Annotated in this window: 25 protein-coding genes and 4 pseudogenes; 13 read left to right on the top strand and 16 right to left on the bottom strand. The window is 68.7% G+C overall.

Annotated features, from left to right (window positions below; translation table 11 throughout):
• Positions 1-395: 395 nt before the first annotated feature.
• The 4 genes from ABFX54_RS25070 to ABFX54_RS25080 all read right to left on the bottom strand — a co-directional run bounded on the left by ABFX54_RS25070 (position 396) and on the right by ABFX54_RS25080 (position 2587).
• Positions 396-701, bottom strand: a complete 306-nt coding sequence (locus ABFX54_RS25070; RefSeq protein ID WP_346108573.1) for a DUF427 domain-containing protein — start codon at positions 699-701, stop codon at positions 396-398.
• Positions 702-868: 167 nt separating this feature from the next.
• The gene (locus tag ABFX54_RS57015; protein ID WP_428834562.1) at positions 869-1189 is read right to left on the bottom strand and encodes a DUF6510 family protein; all 321 of its coding nucleotides are present in this window, start codon (positions 1187-1189) and stop codon (positions 869-871) included.
• Positions 1186-1995 carry an FAD-binding oxidoreductase gene (locus ABFX54_RS25075; RefSeq protein ID WP_346108575.1) on the bottom strand — a complete coding sequence of 270 codons (810 nt, stop codon included), beginning with the start codon at positions 1993-1995 and terminating at the stop codon, positions 1186-1188. The genes ABFX54_RS57015 and ABFX54_RS25075 overlap by 4 nt, the downstream gene beginning before the upstream one ends.
• Positions 1988-2587: a sulfite oxidase-like oxidoreductase gene (locus ABFX54_RS25080; protein WP_346108577.1), complete on the bottom strand. Its 600-nt coding sequence runs from the start codon at positions 2585-2587 to the stop codon at positions 1988-1990. Before ABFX54_RS25080 ends, ABFX54_RS25075 begins: the two co-directional genes overlap by 8 nt.
• Positions 2588-3134: 547 nt before the next feature.
• Between ABFX54_RS25080 and ABFX54_RS25085 the strand changes: the two genes are divergently transcribed.
• The 5 genes from ABFX54_RS25085 (at position 3135) to ABFX54_RS25105 (ending at position 7154) form a co-directional block, all read left to right on the top strand.
• A complete protein-coding gene (locus tag ABFX54_RS25085) occupies positions 3135-4052 on the top strand; it encodes an NADP-dependent oxidoreductase (RefSeq protein ID WP_346108579.1) in 918 nt (305 codons plus the stop codon).
• 73 nt (positions 4053-4125) lie between these two features.
• Entirely contained in the window at positions 4126-4551 is a 426-nt protein-coding gene (locus ABFX54_RS25090; protein ID WP_346108581.1) for a GNAT family N-acetyltransferase, read from the top strand.
• 144 nt (positions 4552-4695) lie between these two features.
• Positions 4696-5145 (top strand): hypothetical protein, encoded by a 450-nt coding sequence (locus tag ABFX54_RS25095; protein WP_346108583.1) that lies wholly within the window; start codon positions 4696-4698, stop codon positions 5143-5145.
• Positions 5146-5171: 26 nt separating this feature from the next.
• Entirely contained in the window at positions 5172-5798 is a 627-nt protein-coding gene (locus ABFX54_RS25100; RefSeq protein WP_346108684.1) for a TetR/AcrR family transcriptional regulator, read from the top strand.
• Between the two features lie 933 nt (positions 5799-6731).
• Positions 6732-7154: a DUF5709 domain-containing protein gene (locus ABFX54_RS25105; RefSeq protein ID WP_346108584.1), complete on the top strand. Its 423-nt coding sequence runs from the start codon at positions 6732-6734 to the stop codon at positions 7152-7154.
• Between the two features lie 38 nt (positions 7155-7192).
• Here ABFX54_RS25105 and ABFX54_RS57020 read toward each other — a convergent pair.
• The 4 genes and pseudogenes from ABFX54_RS57020 to ABFX54_RS57025 all read right to left on the bottom strand — a co-directional run.
• Positions 7193-7345 (bottom strand): annotated as a pseudogene (locus ABFX54_RS57020) (GNAT family N-acetyltransferase); the annotation flags it as partial.
• 103 nt (positions 7346-7448) lie between these two features.
• The gene (locus ABFX54_RS25110; RefSeq protein WP_346108586.1) at positions 7449-8393 is read right to left on the bottom strand and encodes an NADP-dependent oxidoreductase; all 945 of its coding nucleotides are present in this window, start codon (positions 8391-8393) and stop codon (positions 7449-7451) included.
• Between the two features lie 227 nt (positions 8394-8620).
• The gene (locus tag ABFX54_RS25115) at positions 8621-9076 is read right to left on the bottom strand and encodes a TetR-like C-terminal domain-containing protein (protein WP_346108587.1); all 456 of its coding nucleotides are present in this window, start codon (positions 9074-9076) and stop codon (positions 8621-8623) included.
• A 70-nt stretch (positions 9077-9146) separates the two neighbouring features.
• A pseudogene (locus ABFX54_RS57025) lies at positions 9147-9287 on the bottom strand (TetR family transcriptional regulator); the annotation flags it as partial.
• 162 nt (positions 9288-9449) lie between these two features.
• On the opposite strand from ABFX54_RS57025, the pseudogene ABFX54_RS57030 reads away from it, so the two are divergent.
• From ABFX54_RS57030 to ABFX54_RS25135, 4 genes and pseudogenes are all read left to right on the top strand, one after another.
• A pseudogene (locus ABFX54_RS57030) lies at positions 9450-9755 on the top strand (FAD-dependent monooxygenase); the annotation flags it as partial.
• A gap of 155 nt (positions 9756-9910) precedes the next feature.
• Positions 9911-10198, top strand: a pseudogene (locus tag ABFX54_RS25125) (alpha/beta fold hydrolase); the annotation flags it as partial.
• Between the two features lie 166 nt (positions 10199-10364).
• The gene (locus ABFX54_RS25130) at positions 10365-10700 is read left to right on the top strand and encodes an ArsR/SmtB family transcription factor (protein ID WP_346108591.1); all 336 of its coding nucleotides are present in this window, start codon (positions 10365-10367) and stop codon (positions 10698-10700) included.
• A gap of 12 nt (positions 10701-10712) precedes the next feature.
• Positions 10713-11942: a GNAT family N-acetyltransferase gene (locus ABFX54_RS25135; protein WP_346108593.1), complete on the top strand. Its 1230-nt coding sequence runs from the start codon at positions 10713-10715 to the stop codon at positions 11940-11942.
• 69 nt (positions 11943-12011) lie between these two features.
• Here the strand turns inward: ABFX54_RS25135 and ABFX54_RS25140 are convergent, their stop codons facing one another.
• From ABFX54_RS25140 to ABFX54_RS25150, 3 genes are all read right to left on the bottom strand, one after another.
• Positions 12012-12392 (bottom strand): metalloregulator ArsR/SmtB family transcription factor, encoded by a 381-nt coding sequence (locus ABFX54_RS25140; RefSeq protein WP_346108594.1) that lies wholly within the window; start codon positions 12390-12392, stop codon positions 12012-12014.
• A gap of 152 nt (positions 12393-12544) precedes the next feature.
• Positions 12545-13942 carry an FAD-dependent oxidoreductase gene (locus tag ABFX54_RS25145; RefSeq protein WP_346108596.1) on the bottom strand — a complete coding sequence of 466 codons (1398 nt, stop codon included), beginning with the start codon at positions 13940-13942 and terminating at the stop codon, positions 12545-12547.
• A 114-nt stretch (positions 13943-14056) separates the two neighbouring features.
• Positions 14057-15136 (bottom strand): flavin-containing monooxygenase, encoded by a 1080-nt coding sequence (locus ABFX54_RS25150; RefSeq protein ID WP_346108597.1) that lies wholly within the window; start codon positions 15134-15136, stop codon positions 14057-14059.
• Positions 15137-15271: 135 nt separating this feature from the next.
• Here ABFX54_RS25150 and ABFX54_RS25155 point away from each other — a divergent pair, with 135 nt between their 5' ends.
• Positions 15272-15601: an ArsR/SmtB family transcription factor gene (locus ABFX54_RS25155; protein WP_346108599.1), complete on the top strand. Its 330-nt coding sequence runs from the start codon at positions 15272-15274 to the stop codon at positions 15599-15601.
• An 81-nt stretch (positions 15602-15682) separates the two neighbouring features.
• Here the strand turns inward: ABFX54_RS25155 and ABFX54_RS25160 are convergent, their stop codons facing one another.
• Complete coding sequence (locus ABFX54_RS25160) at positions 15683-16558, bottom strand: alpha/beta fold hydrolase (protein WP_346108601.1); 876 nt, start codon at positions 16556-16558, stop codon at positions 15683-15685.
• Positions 16559-16643: 85 nt separating this feature from the next.
• On the opposite strand from ABFX54_RS25160, the gene ABFX54_RS25165 reads away from it, so the two are divergent.
• Positions 16644-17135 carry a MarR family winged helix-turn-helix transcriptional regulator gene (locus tag ABFX54_RS25165; RefSeq protein WP_346108603.1) on the top strand — a complete coding sequence of 164 codons (492 nt, stop codon included), beginning with the start codon at positions 16644-16646 and terminating at the stop codon, positions 17133-17135.
• A gap of 24 nt (positions 17136-17159) precedes the next feature.
• Here the strand turns inward: ABFX54_RS25165 and ABFX54_RS25170 are convergent, their stop codons facing one another.
• Both ABFX54_RS25170 and ABFX54_RS25175 read right to left on the bottom strand, forming a co-directional pair.
• On the bottom strand, positions 17160-17783 hold the full coding sequence (locus ABFX54_RS25170; protein WP_346108605.1) for an NADPH-dependent F420 reductase: 624 nt from the start codon (positions 17781-17783) through the stop codon (positions 17160-17162).
• 16 nt (positions 17784-17799) lie between these two features.
• Positions 17800-18594 carry an SDR family NAD(P)-dependent oxidoreductase gene (locus ABFX54_RS25175; protein WP_346108607.1) on the bottom strand — a complete coding sequence of 265 codons (795 nt, stop codon included), beginning with the start codon at positions 18592-18594 and terminating at the stop codon, positions 17800-17802.
• Positions 18595-18745: 151 nt separating this feature from the next.
• Between ABFX54_RS25175 and ABFX54_RS25180 the strand changes: the two genes are divergently transcribed.
• Entirely contained in the window at positions 18746-19645 is a 900-nt protein-coding gene (locus tag ABFX54_RS25180) for a LysR family transcriptional regulator (RefSeq protein ID WP_346108609.1), read from the top strand.
• A gap of 350 nt (positions 19646-19995) precedes the next feature.
• On the opposite strand, the gene ABFX54_RS25185 is transcribed toward ABFX54_RS25180, so the two are convergent.
• A complete protein-coding gene (locus ABFX54_RS25185; protein ID WP_346108610.1) occupies positions 19996-20553 on the bottom strand; it encodes a cytochrome P450 family protein in 558 nt (185 codons plus the stop codon).
• A gap of 38 nt (positions 20554-20591) precedes the next feature.
• The gene (locus ABFX54_RS25190; protein WP_346108612.1) at positions 20592-21557 is read right to left on the bottom strand and encodes a ketopantoate reductase family protein; all 966 of its coding nucleotides are present in this window, start codon (positions 21555-21557) and stop codon (positions 20592-20594) included.
• A 90-nt stretch (positions 21558-21647) separates the two neighbouring features.
• Here ABFX54_RS25190 and ABFX54_RS25195 point away from each other — a divergent pair, with 90 nt between their 5' ends.
• Positions 21648-22217, top strand: coding sequence for a TetR/AcrR family transcriptional regulator (locus ABFX54_RS25195; protein ID WP_346108614.1), 570 nt, complete (start codon positions 21648-21650; stop codon positions 22215-22217).
• Positions 22218-22371 lie beyond the last annotated feature (154 nt).

The raw sequence follows: 22371 nt of genomic DNA on the forward strand, positions 1-22371 counted from the left end.
CCTCTGATGGACTCCATAGTCCATGCCTCGACGATCGAGGTGCAACATGATCTCTTCACCACTTGCATCAGCGCTTGAGAAGCAACTGGTCGGCGGGGAGTGTCCGCACTACGGCTGCATCCCATCCAAGATCATGCTCCGTGCCGCGAAGACGCTCCTGCTCGGCCACCTAAAGCCCCCAAGCCGCTGGGCCATGGGAGACGATCACGCAGCTCCTGTAGGCGTACGGCGGTCCTCTCCGCTGACCAGCGCAACCCTCTCCGAACCGGGGGGTTCTCGGTGCCGGCGACACCACCCAGCGAGCCGCGCTCATCCCACTAGCGCAAGCCGGTGGACCTCGTCGAGGCTTCAAGGTTCCTCTGTCGCATGCGCTGTTCGGTCATCGTCGTGTTCGGTCAGATCTCGATCCGAACCTGGCGCCCGTCGAAAGCGACATAGCCACTGAAGTCGCGGCCTACACGGGTCACCGCCGACTCGTTGACGTCCGGGTAGGACCAGGCCCCGTCATTGAGCACCATCTCGCCGACCAGGACGTCGTGATACTGCGCTCTTCCCTTCCAAGGGCAGGTGTAGGGCGTGGGGCTGTCGCGGAGCACGCCGGCCACAACCGAATCCGGTGGGAAGTAGACATTTCCCTCCATCCTGACAACCGCCTCGTTCGCGGCCTCTGCCACGACGGTCTCCCCGACCACTGCCTTCATTCCGTTTCCCCTCATCGATCCTTTACCTGGCCGCATCCACCCTCGTGACGCGCGCCTGGCTAGACGTTCCTGTTGGAACGGACTCTCCCCTCCTACCCATGTCTTGAGAACGCACAGCCGAACGGATGAGGGGTGAGCCCATCGGGCTGGCCACCCGGCGCTCGCGGTCAGGTGGGACCTGGAGTGGGCAGAAACAACCATGAGCTGGAGCCCGAGAGGTCGAGCCACGTGCCCTGTGGTGTCCTGGCCACGCGGGCGACCATCGCCTCACACTGGCGACAGCGCAGCACAGTTCCCGGTCCGCCCAGGTATGCCTGCAATTGTCCGAATGCTTGTGTGGTGCCGCAGCTACCGCAGCGGACCGTTGCGGTGGTCGGGTCGCTTGCGAGGATCCCGGCGAAATCGCCCGCAGCGGCGTTGCCGTCCAAGGCCGCGCATGACTCGGCGCCGCCATCGGGCGCGGCCGGAGGAAAGAGATCTGAGGTCATTGATCAACTCCTGTTGGTCCAAATCGTTCCGTGCGTATGCGATCGTCGGGGTATCCCGCCTTGTGGAGCAGTCCTGCGGCGTGGTCAACGAAGCCAGAGGAACCGCACACATAGACCCGGACCGCCAAGGGTTCCGGCCACACGGATGGAGGTTCGAGGTCCTCGATCGCGAGGTGTGAGGCGGGACGGGGGTGCTCGTAGGGGGCTTTGCGCGTGTAGACGAGGCGCACTTCGGCAGACCCTGGCGCGGACAGATCGGCCGACATCTCTTCCAGTTCAGGCCCGTACATGAGGTCGCGAGGGCCGCGAAGCGAATACACGAGCATCGTCGGTGTCGAATCCCCTGCTCGCTTCCGGGCTCGCAGCATGGTGACCAGCGGCACCACCCCTGATCCGCCGGCGATCAGGAGCACCGGGCCGTCCCCGATGGATGGGTCACCCGACTCCCAGACGAACCATCCACCGATGGGCCCGCGCACATCGAGCTCGTCACCGAGCTCCATGTGCTCCACCAGATACGGCGAGACCTCGCCGTGGGGCAGGAGGTCGACGGTGACGGCGACGCGGTTGGACGTGGCAGGCTCCGCCAACGAGTAGCTCCGCTGGGCCGAGTAGCCGTCCGCCGCTGTGAGACGTATGTCTACGTGCTGACCGGGCAGATGTCCGGTCCAGCCGGGGACGTCTAGAGCGAGTGTCCGGGAATGCCAGGACTGCGGGTACAGACCGATGAGCGTTGCTTTGCGCCAGTGATTCCCTCCTGGCGGAGTCTCCCCGGCCTGACTCCCGGTCGTATTCGTGTCAGTCACCGGCGTAGCGCTCCTCGCGCCATGGGTTCCCGTAGTTGTGGTAGCCGAAGTTCTCCCAGAAGCCCGGTTCGTCGGAGCGCTGCATCGTGATGCCCTTCACCCACTTCGCGGACTTCCAGAAGTAGAGATGCGGCACCAGTAGCCTGGCCGGACCACCGTGCTCGACGTGAAGCGGCTTCCCCTCATGCTCGTACACGATCCAGGCCTTGCCCCCAACAAGGTCCTCCAAGGGGAGGTTCGTGGTGTAGCCCCCGTACGAATGCACCATCGCGAATTCGTTGTCGGTCTCGATCTCCTCGAAGAATGTGTCGAGCGACACGCCCCGCCAGTGGGTCCCGAGCTTCGTCCACCGGGTCACGCAGTGGATATCGACGTTGATCTCCTCGGAGGGCAAGGCCATCACCTCGTTCCAACTCCACCGCCTCGGCCTGGCGCTCTCAGGCGTGATGGTGAAGCTCCACACCTCCGTCGAAATCAGCTGTGTCGGCCCAGCCGTCAGCACGGGAAATCCGTGGGTCAGATGCTGACCGGGCGGCAGATCAACGGCACGCGGATCGTGATGGCCGAAGAAGCCACGGGAGATTGTCACCATGTGCTCTCTTCCAGACTCGACGGTCTCTAGTGGGTGGGCGTCTCACGGTCGGCGTCGACGGCGACGGCGACAGCGACGGCGACGGCGACGGCGACGGCGATCCCATAACGGACGATTTAGTCCAACATAGGGTCCTGTCGCAGCCGGCGTCAACGCACACGCAGCCCGTCGCGCACATCGCGCTCTTCCGGGAAGCCACTGAACGTCACCCTGCGCCGCGCGGCAGGCCATGCCGCACAGCCGACACTCCAGGACGTCGAGGACCGTCGCAAGCACGCCGAGTTGGCCCTAAGTGAACTATATGGACCAGATTTCGGACCCATGCGGTCGAAGGCCGTCGCATGCTCGGCGGTCTTCGGCCAGCTCTGTGCATGGCCGCGGATGCAGCAGACCTCGCCCGCACCTTGCCGAACTCAGCGCAACGGGGCCGCATTTCCCGCCGTAGATCGTCCCGCTCAGCCGGGTAAGACGACGAGATCTGGCGTCACCAAGGGTAAGAGACGAAGTTTCGTGTCGGCGAGCGACTGATACGGAGAGAGGCGTAACGATGAAGGCCATTGTGGTAACGGATGAGGCGGCGGGAACGGCCGGAATGACTCTGGCGGAAAGGCCTGGGCCGGAGGCGACGGGGAACGATGTTCTGGTTGAGGTTCATGCGTCGGGATTCACCCCCGGTGAGCTGACGTGGCCAGGGACCTGGACCGATCGCCTCGGCCGGGACCGTACGCCGTCGATCCCCGGCCACGAGGTGGCCGGTGTGGTCACCGCGCTCGGCTATGGCACGCGAGGGCTGTCGGTGGGGCAGCGGGTGTTCGGGCTCGCGGAATGGACTCGTGACGGCACCCTGGCCGAGTTCGTGGCCGTCGAGGCGCGTAACCTCGCGCCGCTGCCGGGCGACGTCGACTTCACGGTGGGGGCGAGCCTGCCGATCTCGGGCCTGACCGCGTGGCAGGGACTGTTCGTACACGGCCGTTTCGAGGTGGGGCAGAGCGTTCTCGTGCATGGTGCGGCCGGTGGTGTGGGTTCGATGGTGGCTCAGCTCGCCAAGGAGGCCGGCGCCTACGTCATCGGCACCGGACGTGCCGCCGACCGTCAGACCGCGCTCGACTTCGGCGCGCAGGAGTTCGTCGACCTGGACAACGACACCCTGGAAGACGTCGGCGGAGTCGATCTGGTCTTCGACGTGATCGGTGGCGACATCGGCAGGCGGTCCGCGGGCCTGGTCCGCTCCGGGGGGATGCTGGTGACCATTGCCGGTCCGCCCGAGGCGCAGCCGGCCGAGGGTCTGGCGGTCGACTTCGTGGTCGAAGCTGATCGCGCACAACTGGGTGAGATCGTCCAGCGGGTCCGGGACGGCCGGCTGCGCACGAACATCGGTAACGTGGCGACCCTCGACGATGCGGTCGCCGCCTTCAACCCGACTGAGCGGATCAAGGGGAAGACGATCATTCGCGTTCGCCCCTGAAGGATTCGGCACACAGAAGAACACGTATGAGCGGCCCTGGCCGGCGGCCGAATGATCAACGAAGGGGCACCCCATGACCGACCCAACCCGCTACGCCTCCGAGCACCCCAAGAAGAGAGAAACCCGCGGTGAGGACCAGGCCGTCCTCACCGACGAGGTCATCGACGATCCCCATGCTCCCGCGTTCGACTTCACAGTTGTCAATGACGAGAAAGCCGGCATCTACGAGGGCATCCTCAGCGATCGCAAGATCGCCGGGCTGCCCTACAACGTCGCCGGCGACGACCGGCTCGTACTGCTGGCGACCTCGGTGTTCCCCGAGTACCGCCAACAAGGCATTGCCACCGAGCTCATCAGACGCGTCCTCGACGACGTGCGCGCGCAAGGCAAGACCGTCACCATCATGTGCCCAGTCGTACGCGCCTTCATCGAGCACAACCCCGAGTACACCGACCTTGTCGACCCCGAGCACCCCGGAGCAGCCAACGGCCACCGATGACCTTGGCTGCTCCGGGCCGTTGGCGGTCAGCGACGTAGAGGTGACGTCGCGAGTACGCCTGTACCCACACAACCCGTTCTTGGACTATATAGTCCCATCACGTGGCAGAATGGGTGAGCGATTTCGACTGGCCGGGAGGGATTGATGACGACACACTTCGCGGAAGTCTTGGCCCGCGAAAGCGCTTCTCTGTCTGGCGTCACCGACCGGGCAAAACTGGCCCGCTGGCGTCGCCGCGTCGTCAAGGAGCTCATGACTCCACAATCACCGTACGTGTTGGCGCTGCGGCGATCGGGGGATTTGCCCGAGCGGGCCGATTTACTCGATCGCTGGTGCGCGCTCATTGCAGAGACGCTGGACCGGTTGCTCCGGTCCGGCGCCGCAGGAGACTCGCTGTGCCCTTCCGCGCAGACCTCGAGAGCGAATATCGACGTCCAGAAAACTGCCGTGCTGATTCTTGCAGCGCTTCACGGAGGCAGCACCCTGAGCCAAATCGCACGAGACCCTTGGCCGCTCAACGCCGCGCTCGACATCGCACTCGCGCCTTTTTCAGGAGCCGAGGACGGCAGCCCGGCAAGGACGGGGAACGAGTAGTCCGATATCAGTAACATGAATACGTGATGACGACCGCTGACTCGCACACTGGCAGACGCCTGACGGCTCGCGGCGCAAAGACGCGGGCAAGGATCGTCGCCGCAGCGGCCGACCTGATGTACGTCAAAGGAGTCGGGGATACCACGCTCGACGACGTGCTCGCAGCAAGTGGAGTGAGCAAGTCGCAGCTGTACCACCACTTCGACGGCAAGGAATCGCTCGTGCGAGCCGTCATCAATCATGTGGGAGAACGCGTCATCCAGCGTGAGCGCGATGCGCTCGGCCATGTCTCGACGATCCCAGGCCTGCGACGCTGGCGGGATGCGTTGGTGCAGAGCAACGCCCTACGCCATGGTGCCTACGGCTGTGCGCTCGGCACCCTGGCCTCCGAGGTCTCCGATCAGGACGAGCTCGCGCGCCAGGCCTTGGTCCAACTTTTCAGCGAATGGCAGGAACTCCTGGCAGGCGTGTTGCGCAGGCTTCAGAGCAAGGGCACACTTCCGGCCGAGGCGCCGATCGACCAACTCGCGACCGGGCTCATCGCCGCTCTCCAGGGCGGATACATGCTGGCCCAAACCGCGCGCGATGTCACACCGATGGCGACCTCCGTCGACATGGCGCTGGCGTACATCGAGAGCCTGTCTGCCGATTGAGCCGACGTTGGCGGCGTGCGATTCGGCCCGGCCATCGACCATAGTTCGAGGAGACGTCGGGCGCCGTCGTCGAGTTCACCAGTCGTTCAGCCCGTCCGGGTCATAGGAGTCGTCCAGCGATATCCCGGGTCGCCTCGACGTCGGCGGCAAGAAATGCCTGGCGTGCCAGCGCATGGCCGATCTGCCCGGCCGCGCCATGGCCACGGGCCTCGGGCCCCAGATGCCACCCCAGCACAAGCTGGGGAGCGCGTGGGCCGAAGAAAGCAGGGTCGCGCCGCCGAGGAGCCGGCCGTCATCGGCCGGCTCCATTGCCCACAGACCCTGCGGCCCGGGGCTCCGTGACGATCGCAGATCCCGGTCTCCGAGCAACTCCCGCATCTCAGCGAGATCACGCACAGGCTCGATGGTGGCGTGCAGATCGTCCGTGACGTTGGCGCCCGCTGTTCGTGTTTCGCGTGGTACGGGTGGCGGCGAAGGCTGGGCGGCCGATGTCGACGAGGTCGCTCCCTTCGGGACGGGTACCGACTCCCCCACCATCGGACAGCGCCTCGCGGAGGGGACTCGTCTCGTCCTTGCGTACCTCAAGAGCGGCCGGTGATGGCTCCATGTCCTCTTCTCGCCTCGTTCGTCATCGGCGGCGGCCCCGAGTGACCCTCGCCAGGCATATGGGACCTTATGGTCCATATATAGGACATCTACGTGTACGCTGGCAGCAGATGGACGTCACCCGTGGATTGGATAGCCCGGATGGTAGGCATGCACATGGGTGCGGCATACCTCCACGCTGGAAAGGTGACCGATGAGCGGCGAAGAACAGGCATCGGTGACCGAGGTGCTGATCGACAACACCGATCGAGGGCGGTTTGAGCTTCACCGCGAACGCGACACTTTGCCCGGCCCAGTCAACCAGGCACCCCGCTCAGAGGAGGAACAATGGACGACGACGTCCCCGGACTGCTGCCACCAGAGGAGAGTCTCGATGACGACGAGCTTGGCGAGGACGGCGACGGCCCGGGCTATCTGCCGGCCGATCGCCCCATCGGAAGCCTGGCCTGGGGGCTGACCGCCGACGAAGCTCGCACCCACGAACCCTTCAGCGAGAGACTTGCCCATGAGGTTCCCGACATCGCAGCTGAAGAGTTCGGTGACGGGATCGGTGATGCGTCCGATACCGACGGCGAACTCATCGACGACCAAGTCGGATATCTGAGGGCAGGGCGGCTCGTCTGGGCCAACCAAGATGCCGACGACCCGTCATCGGATCTTTGGGCCGAGGACATCGGCATCGACCGTGCGGGCGCCTCCGCTGAGGAGGCTGCGATCCATATCGTCTCCGACGACCAGTTCGAAGCATAGGAGGGTTCCAAGGGCCACGCTGCTCGGACCGAGCCGGCTACGATCCCTCGGCCACGGTGCTCAGGCTCGACGACCGTGTGGCTGAGCGTCACGCGTTGATCGCCTCGCTGCGTGCGGTAGACGATCATGCCGACAACCTGTCCATCGGCCACGACATCGTACGATCCGCAAGCAACGAGGGCGAAAGCCATGCTTGGGCCTGGTCACACGAGCCGACGTCCGGGTGGGACCGGTTGCGAACCCGTCGCGGCTCGCCGTGCCGATATACCGCCCGGGGACCGCGTCGCCGGCTCCTCACGGGCGAACGCGGATGACGGTCTTTCCCTTGGGTCGCTCGGCCAGGTTGAAGGCGGCGACGGCATCGTCGAGAGTTGCGATGTTGCCGATGTTCGCCCGCACTCGTCCGTCACGGACACGCCGGACGATCTCACCCAGTTGACCGCGATCGGGCACGACAACGAAGTCGACCGCCAGGCCGTCGGTGGGCCGTACCTCGGGCGGGCCGGCGATGGCCACCAGCGTCCCTCCGGCTCGAACCAGACCCGCGGATCGGTTCCCGATGTCTCCGCCGAAGATGTCAAACACCAGATCGACTTCACCGATGTCTTCCAGGGCGTCGGCCTCAAGGTCGACGAACTCCTGCGCGCCGAAGTCGAGCGCCGTCTGCCGGCTGGCATCGCGTCCGGTGCCGATGACATACGCGCCGGCCTCGCGGGCGAGCTGCGTCGCCATCGAACCGACTGCACCGGCCGCGCCGTGCACAAGGACGCTCTGCCCCGCCCGGAGGCGGCCGTGCTCGAACAGTCCCTGCCACGCGGTCAGCCCCGACATCACGACGCTCGCGCCTATCGCGAAGTCGACGTCGCCCGGGAGCGGTGCGAGGTTACGCGCCTCGACGACTACGTACTCCGCCAGCGTGCCGTCACGAGTCCAGTCCGTGAGGCCGAACACCCGCTGACCCACCGACAGCCCTGTCGTGCCGTAGCCGAGGGCGCTGACCACTCCGGCCAGTTCGTGGCCGGGGATCGACGGCGTCCGGTCACGGCCGAGGCGGTCGGTCCAGGTCGAGGGCCACGAGAGCTCATCCCAGGTGAATCCGGACGCATGAACCTCAACGACGACATCGCCGTAGTTCGCGCCCGAGAGGCTGGCGAGCCTAGCCGCCTGCGGTTCGGGCCGCTCTACCAGCTTCATCCCAGCCGTTCCGGCAAGCCGGTCAGTCACCACGATCGCTTTCATCCGGCACCTCCCTGCATCCAGTCCTCGCCGCGAGTTTTTGAACGGCCGTTTATGGACTATATCGTCCGTCAGAATATCAGCGATGAACTACTAGACCAGCGAAGACACCGCAAGATTCTGTAATATTGGGACGAAATAGTCCTATCCTAGCTGGGCTGCCAACGTTCCTCCCGGTCAGACCGGCCACCCGTCGTGTCCATTGCGTGGTACGAGACGGCCTGTCAGGCTCATCTGACGGTCGGCGTGGGCGACCTGCGTCTGGGCTTCACGCTTCGTCGCTGGGCCGGCGGCATGAAGAGGTCGTTGACGATCGAGTGGATGCGTGCGGGCTCCAAGGGCCTCAGGTCCATGAGCAGATCGTGGCGCACCAGGTCGAACGGCATGGCGAGCACAGCGGGCGGGATGCTTCCCAGGTCGATCTCCCCACGGTCGTGCGCGCGCCGATATACGACCCGGGCGATGGAGAGCGGCGCGCCGCCGAGGATCCGGTCGCGTAGCTCCGCCGGCGTCAGGGCGGCGTCGGCGAGCAGACCCGAGAACGCGGTGGCCGCCGCTATCGCGAAAAAGGTGGCGCGGGCCTCGCTCATGCTGGTCAGCAGCGCCTGCAGGTCGCCGGGCAACGAGCCGGTGTCGGGGACGGCGACCGGATGGCTGTTGCGGTAGTGCTCGATGGCGGCGAGCACCAGCTGATCCTTTGTTGGCCCGGCGGCGGTAGAGCACGGCGGTGCCGGTTCGTGCCCGCGCGGCGACGGACTCCATGGTCAGCCTCGCGTAGCCGACCGCGACCAGTTCGTCCCACGCCGCGGAGAGCACGGCGTGCTCGAGTTCCACGCCCCGGCGCCGTTGTTTGACCCGGGCGGCGTCACCGTCGGCAGCACTCACCCCCACCACCATGGGAGCGGTTTGCGTTCCTTGTTGCACGGCTGCACGTTGAGCGCAACAAGGAATGAATCCATCTCTTAAGTCAGGCGGGCGCGTGATCGACGTCGTCGTCGGAGCAGGACCGGTCGGACTGTTCCTGGCCTGCGAGCTCAGGCTGGCCGGCATCGGCCTGTGATGCTCGAGCGGCTACCCCGGCCGGATCAGGCGGACAAGGCCCACGGCCTGGGCGGGCAGGTCATACGGCTGCTCGACGACCGCGGCCTGTACGAGCGGTTCGGCGGATCGGCGATCCCGAAGCCGCTCCCCGGCTTCTACTTCGCGACATTGCCGTTGCCGTTGCACGTCCTGGGCGACGCCGACCCGATGCTCGGGCTGGCGATCAACCAGCGCGACATCGAACGCGTCCTGACCGAGCGGGCCGCCGAACTCGACGTCGATGTTCGTCGCCAGCACCAGGTGCAGTCGTTCACGCAGACCGGCGACCACGTCGAGCTCGTCGTGACGACCCCCGGCGGCGCGCGGGAGAACCTCAGCGCCCGCATCGCCACGAGCCTGCGTCCTGGTGGCCCGCGTGATCGGGTTCGCCGTGGGCTTCCAGGCCGGCGGCGCGTTCCTCACCGCCGGAGCCGCCCCCGTGCCGGGTGTCCCGGCCGAGCCGGGCTTCGTGCTCGGATTCCTTGTCGCCGGCCGTCACCGCACTGTCACCGCTCGTCGCCCTCGATTCCGCACGATTCCTGGACGCGCTCGGAATCGACAAGGCGCACGTGCTGGGGACTTCGTTCGGCGGCGCTCTGGCGCTCAACGTCGCCGTACGTCATCCGGATCGCGTGCGGACGCTGACCGTGGCGGTCACGCCCGCGACGGCCGCACGATCGTCATCAACACCGAGGCCGAAGCCCGGACGATCTCGTGGAGATGGATGAGAGCGTCAGCTCGGCCCTCACGCTGATCGGGCGCGTCACAGAGACCGACATCGCCACTGACTGGTTTCAGGCACAGCATTCACGCGTCGAACCGGCCTCCTGATCCATCGGCACGGACGACAACGGGGTTCCTCTTTCCCAGTTCATCGAATATCGTCGATGGACGATGAATGAGGAGAAGGAGCCTCTGCCGCGGGCGGAGGCCGAGGAGTACGCGAGCTGGTTCAAGGCCCTGGCCGACGCCACCCGCATCCAGATCGTGTCGCTGCTGGCCCGGCGGCGCGAGCCGATGAGCGTGGGCGAGATCGTGGCCGCGTCAGGGGTGGGCCAGTCCACCGTCTCGCACCATCTGAAGATCCTGGCCGAGGTGCGGTTCGTGCTGGTCGAGCGGCAGGGCACCTCCAGCCTGTACCGGATCAACGACAACTGCGTGAGCTGCTTCCCCACAGCGGCCGACGTGGTGATGGGCAAGCCTGTCCCGGCCGCGCCCACCTGCGAGTGAAGGAGCTTTCCCATGGCACAGGACGAGGTCGTGGCGCGCTACTCGCGTCTGGCGCGGGCGGCGCTGGACGGGCAGGACGTCGCCGACTGCCCGGAAGGTGAGTTCGATCAGGGTGGTTTCGGCGCGGCCGGTTACGACGACACCGGCGCGCTGCCCGCGGCGGCGGTGCGGGCGAGCCTGGGGTGCGGCAATCCGGTGGCCGTCGCCGAGTTGCGCGACGGGGAGACGGTGCTGGATCTGGGGTCGGGCGGCGGGATCGACGTGCTGCTGTCGGCGCGCCGCGTCGGCCCGTCCGGCACCGTGTACGGGCTGGACGCCAGCCCCGACATGCTGGCCCTGGCCCGCCGCAACGCCCGACAGGCCGGGGCGGGCAACGTCACGTTCCTGCACGGCACGATCGAACGGGTGCCGCTGCCGGACCGCCAGGTGGACGTGGTCATCTCCAACTGTGTGATCAACCTGTCCGACGACAAGGCGGCGGTGCTGGCCGAGGCGTTCCGGGTGCTGCGACCCGGCGGCCGGTTCGGGGTCAGCGACGTGGTCGTGGACGGCGAGCCCGATCCGGACCGGCGTCAGGCGGCCGAGCAGCGCATCGGCTGCGTGGCCGGGGCGCTGCCGGTGGCCGCCTACCGCGAGCTGCTGGCGGCGGCCGGGTTCGTCGGGGTGCGGATCACCCCGACCGCCGACCACGGTGACGGGGTGCGCTCGGCGATCGTCCAGGCCGTCAAGCCCGCCGCCGGGGACGACCTGGAGATCCGGCCGATGCGCGAATCGGACGCCGAACAGGTGCTGGCCGTCTATCAGGCGGGACTGGACACCGGGCAGGCCAGCTTCGAGACCGTCGCGCCGAGCTGGGACGGCTTCACCGCCGCCCGGCTGCCGCACCTGCGCTACGTGGCCGCCGACACCGGCACCGGGCAGGTGACCGGCTGGGTGGCCGCATCCCGGGTGTCGTCCCGGCCCGTCTACGCCGGGGTCGTCGAGCACAGCATCTACGTCCACCCCGGCTGTCAGGCCCACGGCATCGGCCGCGCGTTGCTGAGCGCGTTCATCGCCGCGAGTGAGGACGCCGGCGTCTGGACGATCCAGTCCGGCGTCTTCCCCGAGAACACCGCCAGCCTGGCCCTGCACCAGGCCCTCGGCTTCCGCGTGGTGGGCACCCGCGAGCGGCTCGGCCGCCACCACGGCGTGTGGCGGGACGTACTGCTGATCGAACGACGCAGCGGCGTGATCGGCACCTGAGCACCTGAGGCGTCCACTCCTGGTTGCGGGCGCCGGGCTGTCTCTTCCGGCAGTCGGGGTCAGAGGGTGTCAAAGGCGGCCGGGCTCGGCCAGCGGCGTGAACAGCGCGCCCAGCCTGGCCACCTGCTCGGGGACGATCCAGTAGTAGACCCAGGTGCCGCGCCGTTCACTGCCGATCAGGCCGGCGGTGCGCAGCACTTTCAGGTGGTGGCTGATGGTGGGCGCGGTCAGGTCGAACGCGTCGGTCAGGTCGCACACGCAGGCTTCCCCTCCGGCGTGGGAGCCGATCATGGAAAGCAGCCGCAGCCGGACCGGGTCGGCCACCGCCTTGAGCAGCACGGCCAGCTCGGCCGCCTCGCCTTCGCCGAGTGGCTGGCGGGCGATCGGCGCGCAGCACACCGCGTCCTGCGCGGCCTTGCTCTTCGGCGCGAGGGGCAGGGTGGCGGTCATGCGGGAGCCTCCGGGTCTGACGGGTGGTTCGACATTCATCTAAATGATAGGCGGTGGTAGCCGGTCGGCGCGGCGCGGCGATCAGGCGGGTGGGCGTGACGGCGACCACCCGCCTGCAGGGCCGGCGGGGCTAGGAGTGCTCGGGGCGTGGGTCAGCCGCAGCAGCCGCCGCTCCGGGACGCCCCGGCGGTGGCCAGTGGCAGCGGGGTGGCCAGCAGGCCGCCGCTGACCCCGGTGGCCAGGCCCACGCGCTGTTCCTGGGCCTCGGCCAGGTTGGAGGAGCACACGCCGGTCTCGGGCAGATCGAGTCGCACGTCCCGGGCGGCCTCCCAGTCGCCGGCCAGGGCGGCGACGACGGAGCGTGCCTGCTCGTAGCCGGTGGCCAGCAGGAAGGTCGGGGCGCGGCCGTAGCTCTTGACGCCGACGGCGTAGTAGCCGGGCTCGGGGTGGGCGAGTTCGTCGGCGCCGTGCGGCGGGACGGTGCCGCAGGAGTGCGCGTTCGGGTCGATCAGCGGGGCGAGGGCTCGGGTGGAGCCGAGGATGGGGTCGAGGTCGAGGCGCAGCTCGCTCGCGATGGCGTGGTCGGGCCGGTAGCCGGTGGCGGCCACGATGCGCTCGGCGGCGATGGTCTGCTCGTGGCCGGACGGGTCGCGGCTGATCACCCGCGCTTGCGCGCCGTCGCGTTCGATGCTGTGGGTGAAGAAGCCGGTCACCAGGCGGATGCGGCCGCTTTCGACGTGAGCGTGCAGACGGGTGCCGAGCGCGCCGCGGGCGGGTAGCGCGTCCGCGGCGCCGCCGCCGTAGGCGCGGGCGGCGTTGCCGGCGCGGATCGCCCAGGTGATCGGGGTGTCCTCCAGCTGGGCGAGGGCGAGCAGGGTGGTGGCGGCCGAGTGACCGGCGCCGACGACCAGGACGTGCTTGCCTGCGTAGCGGTCGCGGGCGGCGCCGAGGACGTCGGGCAGCGCGTGGTCGACCAGCTCCGCCGCGCCGGCCTCGCCGTGGGCGGGCAGGCCGGAGGCGCCGAGCACGTTCGGGGTGGCGTAGCTGCCGGAGGCGTCGATGACCGCGCGGGCGTGCAGCTCGCTTCCATCGGCCAGGCGGATCAGGAACGGCGCCCGCTCGCGGCCCGCGGTGCGCACCCGGTCGTAGCCGAGCCTGCTGATCGCGCTCACCTTCGCTCCGGTACGGACCCGGTCGCCGAACAGCTCGGCCAGCGGCGCCAGGTAGTCGTCGATCAGTTCGGCGCCGGTGGGCAGCCACTCGGGGTCCGGCTCGCTCCAGCCGTCGGCTTCCAGCAGGCGGCGGGCGGCGGCGTCGATGTCGTACTTCCACGGGCTGAACACCCGCACATGCCCCCACTGGGCCACCGACGCGCCCGCCTGCTCGCCCGCCTCCAGCACCACGAAGCCGAGGCCCCGTTCGGTCAGGTGAGCCGCCGTGGCCAGGCCGACCGGGCCGGCGCCGATGACCACGACGGGCAGGTCGCCGGGGTGTGCGGCTTGGTGGCTGGGCTCAAGTTCGACGGCGGTGGGACCGCAGCATCCGCTCATGGTGCTTCTCCTCGTCTTCGCGCAGACTGGCGCTTGTTTCGACGGCTGTCTAAGTAGCTTCGACGGAAGGATGCCGGACAACTTAGAAGGATGTCAAATTAGAAGGACGTCTAATCAGGAAGGTGAACTGCTTACGCGCAGGTGGCGGGCGAGTGCGGCGACGACGCGGCGCGCGTCGGCGCCGACCCCGCGCAGGGTGTTGGAGGAGGGCGTACGCTGCCACTCCAGGCCCAGGTAGCCGAGGCCCGGATGGGTGAGCGACAGGCCACGGCGCTGGCGCGGGCGCCCGTCGTCATCCAGCGCGCCCATCTCGGCGAGGTAGGGCAGATCCGGCCGATACCCGGTGGCCAGCAGCACCGCGTCGACGCGCTCGCGCCGGCCGTCGGACCAGACGACCTGATCGCCGTCCAGCCGGCTGAACATCGCCCGCCGCACGTACCGGCGCTCGCGCAAGGCCCGGCGGTAGCGGCCGTCGTCGAGCACCGGCGAGGCGGGCGGAGCGTCGGCACGGGCCAGCGGGAGCCGGTCGAACCCGGTCACCCGGAACCAGAAATGCAGGTCCCGGCCCAGCGGACGCTGCTCGACGAACCGGATCGGCGCCCGGCCGGCCAAGGTCACCCGACGCTCGGCGGCCAGCTCGTACGCGACCTGGACCGCCGAGTTGCCCGCCCCGACCACGATGACGTGCTCACCGGGCAGCGAGGCCGGCGAGCGGTAGTCGGCGACGTGCAGCACCGGGCGCGCGAAAGCGTCCAGGCCGGGCAGGGCGGGCCGGTGCGGGCGGCCGAAGGAGCCGCTGGCCGCGACCACGGCGAAGGCGGCCAGGTCCTGCCCGTCGGCCAGCCGCACGAGGAAGCCGCTCGTGCCGGGCTGGACGACTTCGACGCGAGCGCCGGTGCGCAACTCGGCACCGCGCTCGATCAGGGCGGCGGCGTAGCGTTCCAGGTAGGCGACGACCTCGTCGCGGCGCGGATAGCGCTCGGGGTCGCCGTCGAAGGGCATGCCGGGCAGGCCGCTGTAGCGGGCGGGCGAGAACAGGGCGAGGCTGTCGTAGTAACGCGGCCAGGATCCGGCCGCCCGGCCGGATGCCTCCAGCAGCACGGGGCGTAGCCCCTGCTCCAGGGCGGCGTGCGCGGCGGCCAGGCCCGACTGCCCGGCCCCGGCGATCAGGATGCGGTCGTTGTCGTTGGGCATGCCGCAGAACGTACCGTCATTTCATAATATGTCAATAAATTGGTACGAGAGGTAGGCTGCGGTGGACAGGAGGGAGCAGGCATGGCCGAGCCCACGACATCACCAGCCGCGCCGGCGGCATCGACGACGGCTGCGATGACGGCTGCGACGACGGACGAAACAGCAGGCGCCACGTGCGCGCCACAACTGCCGCAGGCCACCCAGGACTTCCTCAAGGCCCTGGCCAACGAGACCCGCCAGCAGATCATGCTGCTGTTCGCCCGAGGAGCCGAGCTGTCGGTCAACCAGGTCGCCGAACGCGCCGGCATCAGCCAGTCCGCCGCCTCCCAGCAACTCGCCCTGCTCCGGCGCGGCGGCATCGTCACCTCCCGCCGCGCCGGCAAGGAAGTGCTCTACCGAGGTGACCGCGACAGCGTCGCCCGCATCCTCGGCGACCTGCAGAACTACCTCAAGTTCTGCTGCTGACCTACCACGGCGAACCGATCTTCCTGAACGCGCGTCGTACCCATTGATCACGTCCTCCTGAGACCGTACCGACTTCCGCCCTCAGGCGGCCCCGACGCTCCCGATGAACTCGAGGAGCGCCTTGGCCAGCGCCTCTGGGGCCTCCATCGCCGCGTAGTGGCCCACGCCGTCGAGTTGCACGGACCGGATCTCCGCCGACGCGGCTCGCGACATGGTGTCGGCCGTGAAGGGGCCGCCGCCGGCGCCGACCGCGAGCACCGGTGCCTTCAGCCCGGGCTGTTGCGCGAGGGACTGGATCTCGGCGCCCTCGCTCAGCATCGAGCGGTAGAGGCCGATCGCGCCGCGCCAGCCGTCGGGGCGTGCATAGGTGCGGGCGAACTCCTCGATGTCGGTCTCGGTGAACGCGTCCGGGGTCGCGGTCATGGACGGGAACGCGTGCCGTCCGAGGAACTCGCGTTCGCGGCCGGTGAGCAACAGCTCCGGGATCCCGGGCGCGGCGAGGACTCCGATGTGCCAGGCGCCGCCACGGGTGACGTCGGCCAGCGCTTCCAGGCCGAAGCCGGGCAGGCCCATCTCGATGCCGGTGAGGCTGAGCACGTCCTCGGGATGGGTGGCGGCCAGGCGGAACACGGTCGCGCCGCTGATGTCCTGCCCGGTGAGGTGGACGGGGCCGGCGCCGAGGTGGGCGATCAGCTGGTGGAGGTCCTCGGCCGCGGTCGCGCTGTCGTACGCGCCCGGTCCGTTGCCGGAGTCGCCGAATCCGCGCAGGTCGACGGCGAAGACGCGATGGTGGACGGCGAGCAGCGGGATGAGCCTGTGGAACGTCCACCAGGTCTCCGGGAATCCGTGCACCAGCAGGATCGGGGGCCCGCCGGTGCCCGTGGCGACGTAGTGCAGGGTCGTCCCGTTGACCTCGGCTCTGTGGTGGGTGACCCCCGGAAGTGTGGCTCCGGCCATGGACTCTCCTCAATTCGACAGTCAGGGTGTCGAAATATAGACACCCTGACTGTCTTTTGTCCAGGCGGTGCCGTAGTCTTCGTCCATGTCTCGTTCTGGCGCCGATCTCGCCCTGCTGCTGCTCGGAGGTTTCCGTACGCTCGTGGACGCCGCGATCGAGGAGCTGGAGCGGCGGGGTTTCGAGGACGTGCGTCCCGTTCACGATTTCGCGATGCGGGCCATCGCCGCGGGCGCCGACAATGCCTCAGAGCTGGGACGCCGCCTGTCGATCTCCAAGCAGTCGGCCGCCAGGACCATCGCGGTGCTGCAGGAGCGCGGCTACGTGGCCCGCGACACCGACCCCGAGGACGCCCGCCGCAAACGCCTCCAGGTCACCCCGCTCGGCTACGAGGTGATGCGCCAGGGCGAGGCCATCTTCGACGAACTGCGCGAGCAGTGGGGCCAGAAGATCGGCGCCGCCGAGCTCACAACCCTGGAAGCCCACTTGTCAGCGCTGGTGGGCACCCTGCCCGTGCGCTTCGACACCCCCGGCTGGATCACCCGCGACCTCGGCGAACCGGCCTCAGCAAATCGGTGATCCACCACCCTGTTCGCCGGCGGCTCAGCCGGTGAACTCGTTGACGCCTAGAGCGAAGTCCCAGTGGCCGATCCCATTGCCGGCGAGGCTCACCGTGACCAGGCCCATTCCTTCCAGCCAGTGCGCCATTCTCAGGCCGCCGACGTCGACCGGACGCAGCCCGAGGCTCTCGATGAATGCCGCCACGCCCGCCTTCGCCTGTGCGTTGTCGCCGGCGATGAAGACGTCGGGCCGGCCGTTCTCCAGGACATTACGGAATATGGTGTTGAACGCCTTCACCACGCCGGCGCCGGCCGGGGCCACCTTGGCGACCTCCTGCGCGATCGAGGTCTCCTCGCCGTGAATCAGTCCGTCGAACGTGGCGTTGAAGGGATTGCTGATGTCGACGATGACCTTGCCCGCGAGGGCGTCTCCGTACTCGGTGACGACCGGAACGACTCCGTCGTGCAGCAGGGCCGTGATGACGATGTCCCCGGCCGGGACGGCGCCCCACTTGCCCGCGCTCGCGCCGCCGCCAAGAGCCCTGGCCAGGTCATCGGCCTTGGACTGATCGCGTCCCATGACCTCGACGAGGTTGCCGCCCGCCACCGCGAGCGTGCCGATGGTACGGGCCATGTTCCCCGTACCGATGAGGGTGATGCTGCTCATGGATGTGCTCCTTTCTTCAGATGGCGGTGGTGCCGCCGTCGGCGATCAGTTCCAGGCCGTTGACGTAACTGGAGTCGTCGGAGGCGAGGAACAGGGCGACGGTGGCGATTTCTTCGGGACGGCCCATCGTGCCCCGGGGGATGAGGGACTCGAATGCGGCCCTGGTCGCCTCGTCGAACAGTTCTTCCTGTTTGGTGGTGGCGACCTGGCCGGGGGTCAGGACGTTGACCCTGATCTTGCGGTCACGCAGTTCGTTCAGCCAGACGCGGGCCCATGCCTGCTGGACGGCCTTGCTGCCCGCGTAGAGGCTCCAGCCGGGGAAGGCGCCGAGGGAGGCGTTGGATCCGGTCATGAGGATCGAGCCGTTGTCGTTGATCAGCGGCAGTGCCTTCTGCACGGTGAACAGGGTGCCGCGCGCGTTGAGCGAGAAGGCGCGGTGGAACTGTTCCTCGGTGATCTCGCCGAGAACGGCGGGTTCGCCCATCCCTGCGCTGGCCCACAGCACGTCGATCGAACCCTTTTCCCGCTTGACGGTGTCGTACAGGCGGTCCAGGTCGTCCAAGTCGGCGGCGTCACCCTGGACGGCGGTGACGTTGCGGCCGATCTGCCTGACGGCGTCGTCCAGTGCTTCCCGACGCCGGGCCTGGATGAAGACGTACGCTCCTTCCTCGACGAACAGTTTGGCGCCGGCCAGTGCCATGCCGGTGGATCCGCCGGTGATCACCGCTACTTTTCCATCAAGTTTTCCCATAACAACTCCGGTGAAATAATGGGTGTCTTCACGAGACCAGAAAATCGCGCCGCGCGACAAACCCGAACCGCCGACGTGCTCATTCTGATTCCGAATTCTTGGACCGAGATCACTCGGGCCCGATCAACGATGCCATTGGCCCCGAGTGGGTGTCCAAGACCTCTTCCAGCTGTGGCGATACCCTGGAGGCATCGCCGGACCGGGAGGCTCCATGGATCTGGACCTGCGCAAGTTGCGCTACTTCGTCGCCGTCGCCGACAGGCTGCATTTCGGCCGCGCCGCCGATGAGCTGCACATCGCGCAACCGGTGCTCAGCCGGCAGATCCGCGCGCTGGAAAAGGATCTCGGCTCCTCGCTGTTCACCAGGGACAGCCACGGCGTGGCGCTGACCGACGCGGGCCGGCAACTGCTGGACGACGCCGGCCCGCTGCTCGCCTCCGCGCACGCGGTCCGGCGCCGGGTGTCGGTGGCCGCCCGCGGCGCCCGGCGGCTGGTGGTCGGCTTTCGCACCGGCATCCCGGTCATCCCGGCAGCGCGGGTGTTCGAGGCCCGGCACCCGGACGTGGTCGTGGACGTGCAGCGGATGGAGTGGGACGACCAGGCCCTGATGCTGCTGGACGGTCGCGTCGACGTCGGCTACGTACGGCTGCCCATCGACGAGACCGGCCTGCGCCTGACTCCGCTCTACACCGAGCCGCTCATGGTGGCGCTGCCCGCCGGTCACCGGCTGGCCGGCAAGGAGCAGGTCACCGAGGCCGACCTGGCCGGCGAGCCGCTGATCTGGCATGCCGGCCCGAGCACGCGGCCCACCAGGCGCCCGCTCCCCGACTCCGGACTCCGGGTGCGCGGGGTGGAGGAGAAGCTCGAGCACGTCGCGGCCGGCCGGGGCATCTCGTTCGTGGGGCGTTCTGAGACCGTGTTCTACTCACGTCCGGACATCAGCTACGTGCCCATCCCGGATCTGGCGCCCGAACAGGTGTGCCTCGCGGTGGCGGCATCGCGCACCTCGCCGGTGGTCGAGGACTTCGTCGCCGCGGCTCAGACGACGGCCGAGATCACGGCGGAATGCGGGAACCACGACATGTGGCCGCTTGGAAGCGGTGCCGTTTAAGACCCACGCCTGCATCGGACGGCCGTTCGGGCCTTCGCACCGTTCCGAGGAAACGCGATCGTCGTAGGCGTACGAGATAGTGCTACGGCTACGCGCGGACAAGACTTCCTGGAGGAGGTGCTGATGCGGCTCGATGACGAGGCGCTGGCGGAGCTGGCGCGGCGGCTGCGGGAGGCCCGCACCGAAGGGTGGACCGAGCCGGCCATGCGCGAGTTGGTGGCAGGAATGGGCTGGGAGTGGCAGGACGGCGTGGAGCCGCCGCACCGCGAGCACCTCGGGCCGGTGTTGCGCGCTGGACTGCCGACCGGGGACGCGCATCTGCGTTCGGTGCGCCGGCACATGGTGGAGACCTACGCCGACGGCGAGGACGGTCCGACTCGCTGGAGTTGCGCGCCGGCGAGCAGGGGCCCGAACTGCTGCTCATGCCGAACGGTCCGGTAGAAAACTGGCATTGGCGGCAGTCGCACGGGGAACCGTACGCGCTCGGGGGGTTCTTCGGCACCCATGCCGGCCAGCAGCTCGTCGATCTGCCCGTCGACGATCTCCTGGATCCGCGGCCGCAGCGCCTCCAACCGGCGCACCGTGAACTCGCCGAGCACGGCCCTGCGCGCCGGCCCGTGCTCGGGCGCGTCCATCTCGATCAGGAAGCGCTCCGCGTCCGGCCGCCGGGACGCCGCCTCGCCCTTGACCAGCTGCGGGAAGTCCGGATGTTGCCGATGGGCGCTGAAGCGCCGGTCGTTCAGCACGGTCCGTACGTCTTCGTGGCGGGTGACCGCCCAGGCCCACCCGCCGTCGGGCAGGCGTACCCGCGAGACCGGATCTTCTTCGCGGATCTCCTCGTAGGCGGGCGGCGGCGCGAACGGGCACGTGCGGGCCATGGGGAACTCGTACTTCTCGGTGGTGGTCATCACTCTTCCTTCCGATAGAGGGATCCTGGACAGCCAATTCACCCGCGGCCCGTCGCCTCTCGGGCGAAGTGCGGTTCCGCCGCTTCCAGTCGCGGCGCCGAGATGCCCAGCCGTCGTGCTTCCGCCAGGGTGTCCCGGCAGACCTCGCGCGGCTCCGCGGCCTCGGGGTCGGAGTGCGCCGCGAAGCTCGTGCGTACGGGGGCGAAACGAGCGGTCAGCCAGGCGATCACGGGGGCCGTCAGCCAGGTGGGCGCCCGGAACAGCAGCACACCACCCCGGTGACGGCGCAGGTCGACGCCGCGTGCCTCAAGGAGCGGCAGCAGCTCGCGGCCGGCCAGCAGCGCCTCGCGCAGGTCGCCCGTCGCCCCGGCCAGCTTGGACAGGGACCCCAGCCGCACGCCCTGCGAGAACAGGCCGGCGTCCGCCGCGAAATGGACCCACAGCCAGCCGCGGAAGTCGGGCCGCTCCTTGATCCTGAACCCGGCCTCGCGAAACGCCTGGCGCACGGTCCGCTCCCGATCGGTCGGGGGCCGGTCGAAAGTGCCGAAGACGACCGACGGCAGCAGCATCCCACGGAGCACGCCGTCCGCGCCGAACCCGCCACCGGCCTGGGGAAAGCCCCAGGCGATCCGGTCAATAGGGAGTGCGCCGATCGCGGCCGACGGTTCGGTCCAGAGGTTGCCGAAGACCAGCACCGTGGCCCGGCCGGCACGCGGGGACAGGAAGGCCGTCGCCTCCGGGAGGCGGTGGTGCGGCACGCTGAGCACGATCAGGTCGAAGTCGTGCTCCGGCTCCAGCTCCTCGCGGTAGCGCACCGGCCACTTCTCGACGACGCGCCGTCCCCACACCCGGCGCCGCAGGTCGGTCAGGTCGAGGTCCACCGCGTCTCCGTACGTCGCCGCGCGGCCAGGCCGGACGTAGAACTCGACCTCATGTCCCGCCTGCTCCAGGGCCCAGCCGTAGACGGTGGCGATCACACCTCGGCCGAACATCAGGATCTTCACGCTGCACCTCGTGGGGTACGATCGATCTGGAGACTATCTCCATTTTCAAAAATATGGAGACCATCTCCATTTGTCAACGCGAGGGAGCGCATGACCGCCGACAAGCCGCTGCGGGCCGACGCCCGGCGCAACCGCGAGGTCCTGATCGCCAAAGCACGGGAGCTCTTCGACGCGGGCGACTTCTTCGACATCCGCTTCGACGACGTCGCCCGCCTGGCCGGGGTGGGCACCGGCACGCTCTATCGCCACTTCCCCACCCGGGAGTCACTGGCCGAGGCGGTCTACCACGGGGAGGTCGCCGCGCTGTGCGACCGCGCCCGCCGGCTCCGGGCCGCACTGCCCGCCGCGGAGGCGCTGGCGACCTTCCTGCGCGACATGGTCGACCACATCGATGCCCACCAGGGCCTGGCCAGGACGCTGGCCACGCTCATGGCCGATCACTCGGGCACCCTCGCCGAGGGCAGCCGGGCGCTGGAGCAGGCCGTCACCGACCTGGTGGCCGCCGCCGTACGAGACGGCGCCGTGCGCGACGACGTGGGCGCCGGCGCCGTGATGATGGCGCTGCACGGCATCGGCGCGGCTCACGACCGGCCCGGCTGGCGGGCCGAGGCCGACGATGTCATCACCCTGGTGCTGGACGGGCTGCGCCGCCCGCTGTGACAAGGTGCGACACGAGGTCGTAGCGCGCCGCTCGCGGCGATCGGGCCCTATCGGCTGACCTCGCGGTTCTGTCGCGGTTCCCGAGTGGATCGCGGTCGCGACCACGGAGGCCAGGGAAGCAGGAGTCCCCAGTACAGGGCCCACAGGATGCCCG

This window comes from Nonomuraea maheshkhaliensis (genome assembly GCF_039529435.1).
GTDB lineage: Bacteria > Actinomycetota > Actinomycetes > Streptosporangiales > Streptosporangiaceae > Nonomuraea > Nonomuraea maheshkhaliensis.

What these genes read in the sequence shown, in the direction of transcription:
- ABFX54_RS25095 (WP_346108583.1), top strand. Translation starts at nt 4,696, where the DNA reads ATGACGACACACTTCGCGGAAGTCTTGGCCCGCGAAAGCGCTTCTCTG.
- ABFX54_RS25090 (WP_346108581.1), top strand. Translation starts at nt 4,126, where the DNA reads ATGACCGACCCAACCCGCTACGCCTCCGAGCACCCCAAGAAGAGAGAA.
- ABFX54_RS25085 (WP_346108579.1), top strand. Translation starts at nt 3,135, where the DNA reads ATGAAGGCCATTGTGGTAACGGATGAGGCGGCGGGAACGGCCGGAATG.
- ABFX54_RS25070 (WP_346108573.1), bottom strand. Translation starts at nt 701, where the DNA reads ATGAAGGCAGTGGTCGGGGAGACCGTCGTGGCAGAGGCCGCGAACGAG.
- ABFX54_RS25140 (WP_346108594.1), bottom strand. Translation starts at nt 12,392, where the DNA reads ATGACCGCCACCCTGCCCCTCGCGCCGAAGAGCAAGGCCGCGCAGGAC.
- ABFX54_RS57015 (WP_428834562.1), bottom strand. Translation starts at nt 1,189, where the DNA reads ATGACCTCAGATCTCTTTCCTCCGGCCGCGCCCGATGGCGGCGCCGAG.
- ABFX54_RS25165 (WP_346108603.1), top strand. Translation starts at nt 16,644, where the DNA reads ATGTCTCGTTCTGGCGCCGATCTCGCCCTGCTGCTGCTCGGAGGTTTC.
- ABFX54_RS25110 (WP_346108586.1), bottom strand. Translation starts at nt 8,393, where the DNA reads ATGAAAGCGATCGTGGTGACTGACCGGCTTGCCGGAACGGCTGGGATG.
- ABFX54_RS25100 (WP_346108684.1), top strand. Translation starts at nt 5,172, where the DNA reads ATGACGACCGCTGACTCGCACACTGGCAGACGCCTGACGGCTCGCGGC.
- ABFX54_RS25130 (WP_346108591.1), top strand. Translation starts at nt 10,365, where the DNA reads ATGAATGAGGAGAAGGAGCCTCTGCCGCGGGCGGAGGCCGAGGAGTAC.
- ABFX54_RS25080 (WP_346108577.1), bottom strand. Translation starts at nt 2,587, where the DNA reads ATGGTGACAATCTCCCGTGGCTTCTTCGGCCATCACGATCCGCGTGCC.
- ABFX54_RS25105 (WP_346108584.1), top strand. Translation starts at nt 6,732, where the DNA reads ATGGACGACGACGTCCCCGGACTGCTGCCACCAGAGGAGAGTCTCGAT.
- ABFX54_RS25170 (WP_346108605.1), bottom strand. Translation starts at nt 17,783, where the DNA reads ATGAGCAGCATCACCCTCATCGGTACGGGGAACATGGCCCGTACCATC.
- ABFX54_RS25155 (WP_346108599.1), top strand. Translation starts at nt 15,272, where the DNA reads ATGACGGCTGCGACGACGGACGAAACAGCAGGCGCCACGTGCGCGCCA.
- ABFX54_RS25195 (WP_346108614.1), top strand. Translation starts at nt 21,648, where the DNA reads ATGACCGCCGACAAGCCGCTGCGGGCCGACGCCCGGCGCAACCGCGAG.
- ABFX54_RS25150 (WP_346108597.1), bottom strand. Translation starts at nt 15,136, where the DNA reads ATGCCCAACGACAACGACCGCATCCTGATCGCCGGGGCCGGGCAGTCG.
- ABFX54_RS25180 (WP_346108609.1), top strand. Translation starts at nt 18,746, where the DNA reads ATGGATCTGGACCTGCGCAAGTTGCGCTACTTCGTCGCCGTCGCCGAC.
- ABFX54_RS25135 (WP_346108593.1), top strand. Translation starts at nt 10,713, where the DNA reads ATGGCACAGGACGAGGTCGTGGCGCGCTACTCGCGTCTGGCGCGGGCG.
- ABFX54_RS25160 (WP_346108601.1), bottom strand. Translation starts at nt 16,558, where the DNA reads ATGGCCGGAGCCACACTTCCGGGGGTCACCCACCACAGAGCCGAGGTC.
- ABFX54_RS25145 (WP_346108596.1), bottom strand. Translation starts at nt 13,942, where the DNA reads ATGAGCGGATGCTGCGGTCCCACCGCCGTCGAACTTGAGCCCAGCCAC.
- ABFX54_RS25185 (WP_346108610.1), bottom strand. Translation starts at nt 20,553, where the DNA reads ATGACCACCACCGAGAAGTACGAGTTCCCCATGGCCCGCACGTGCCCG.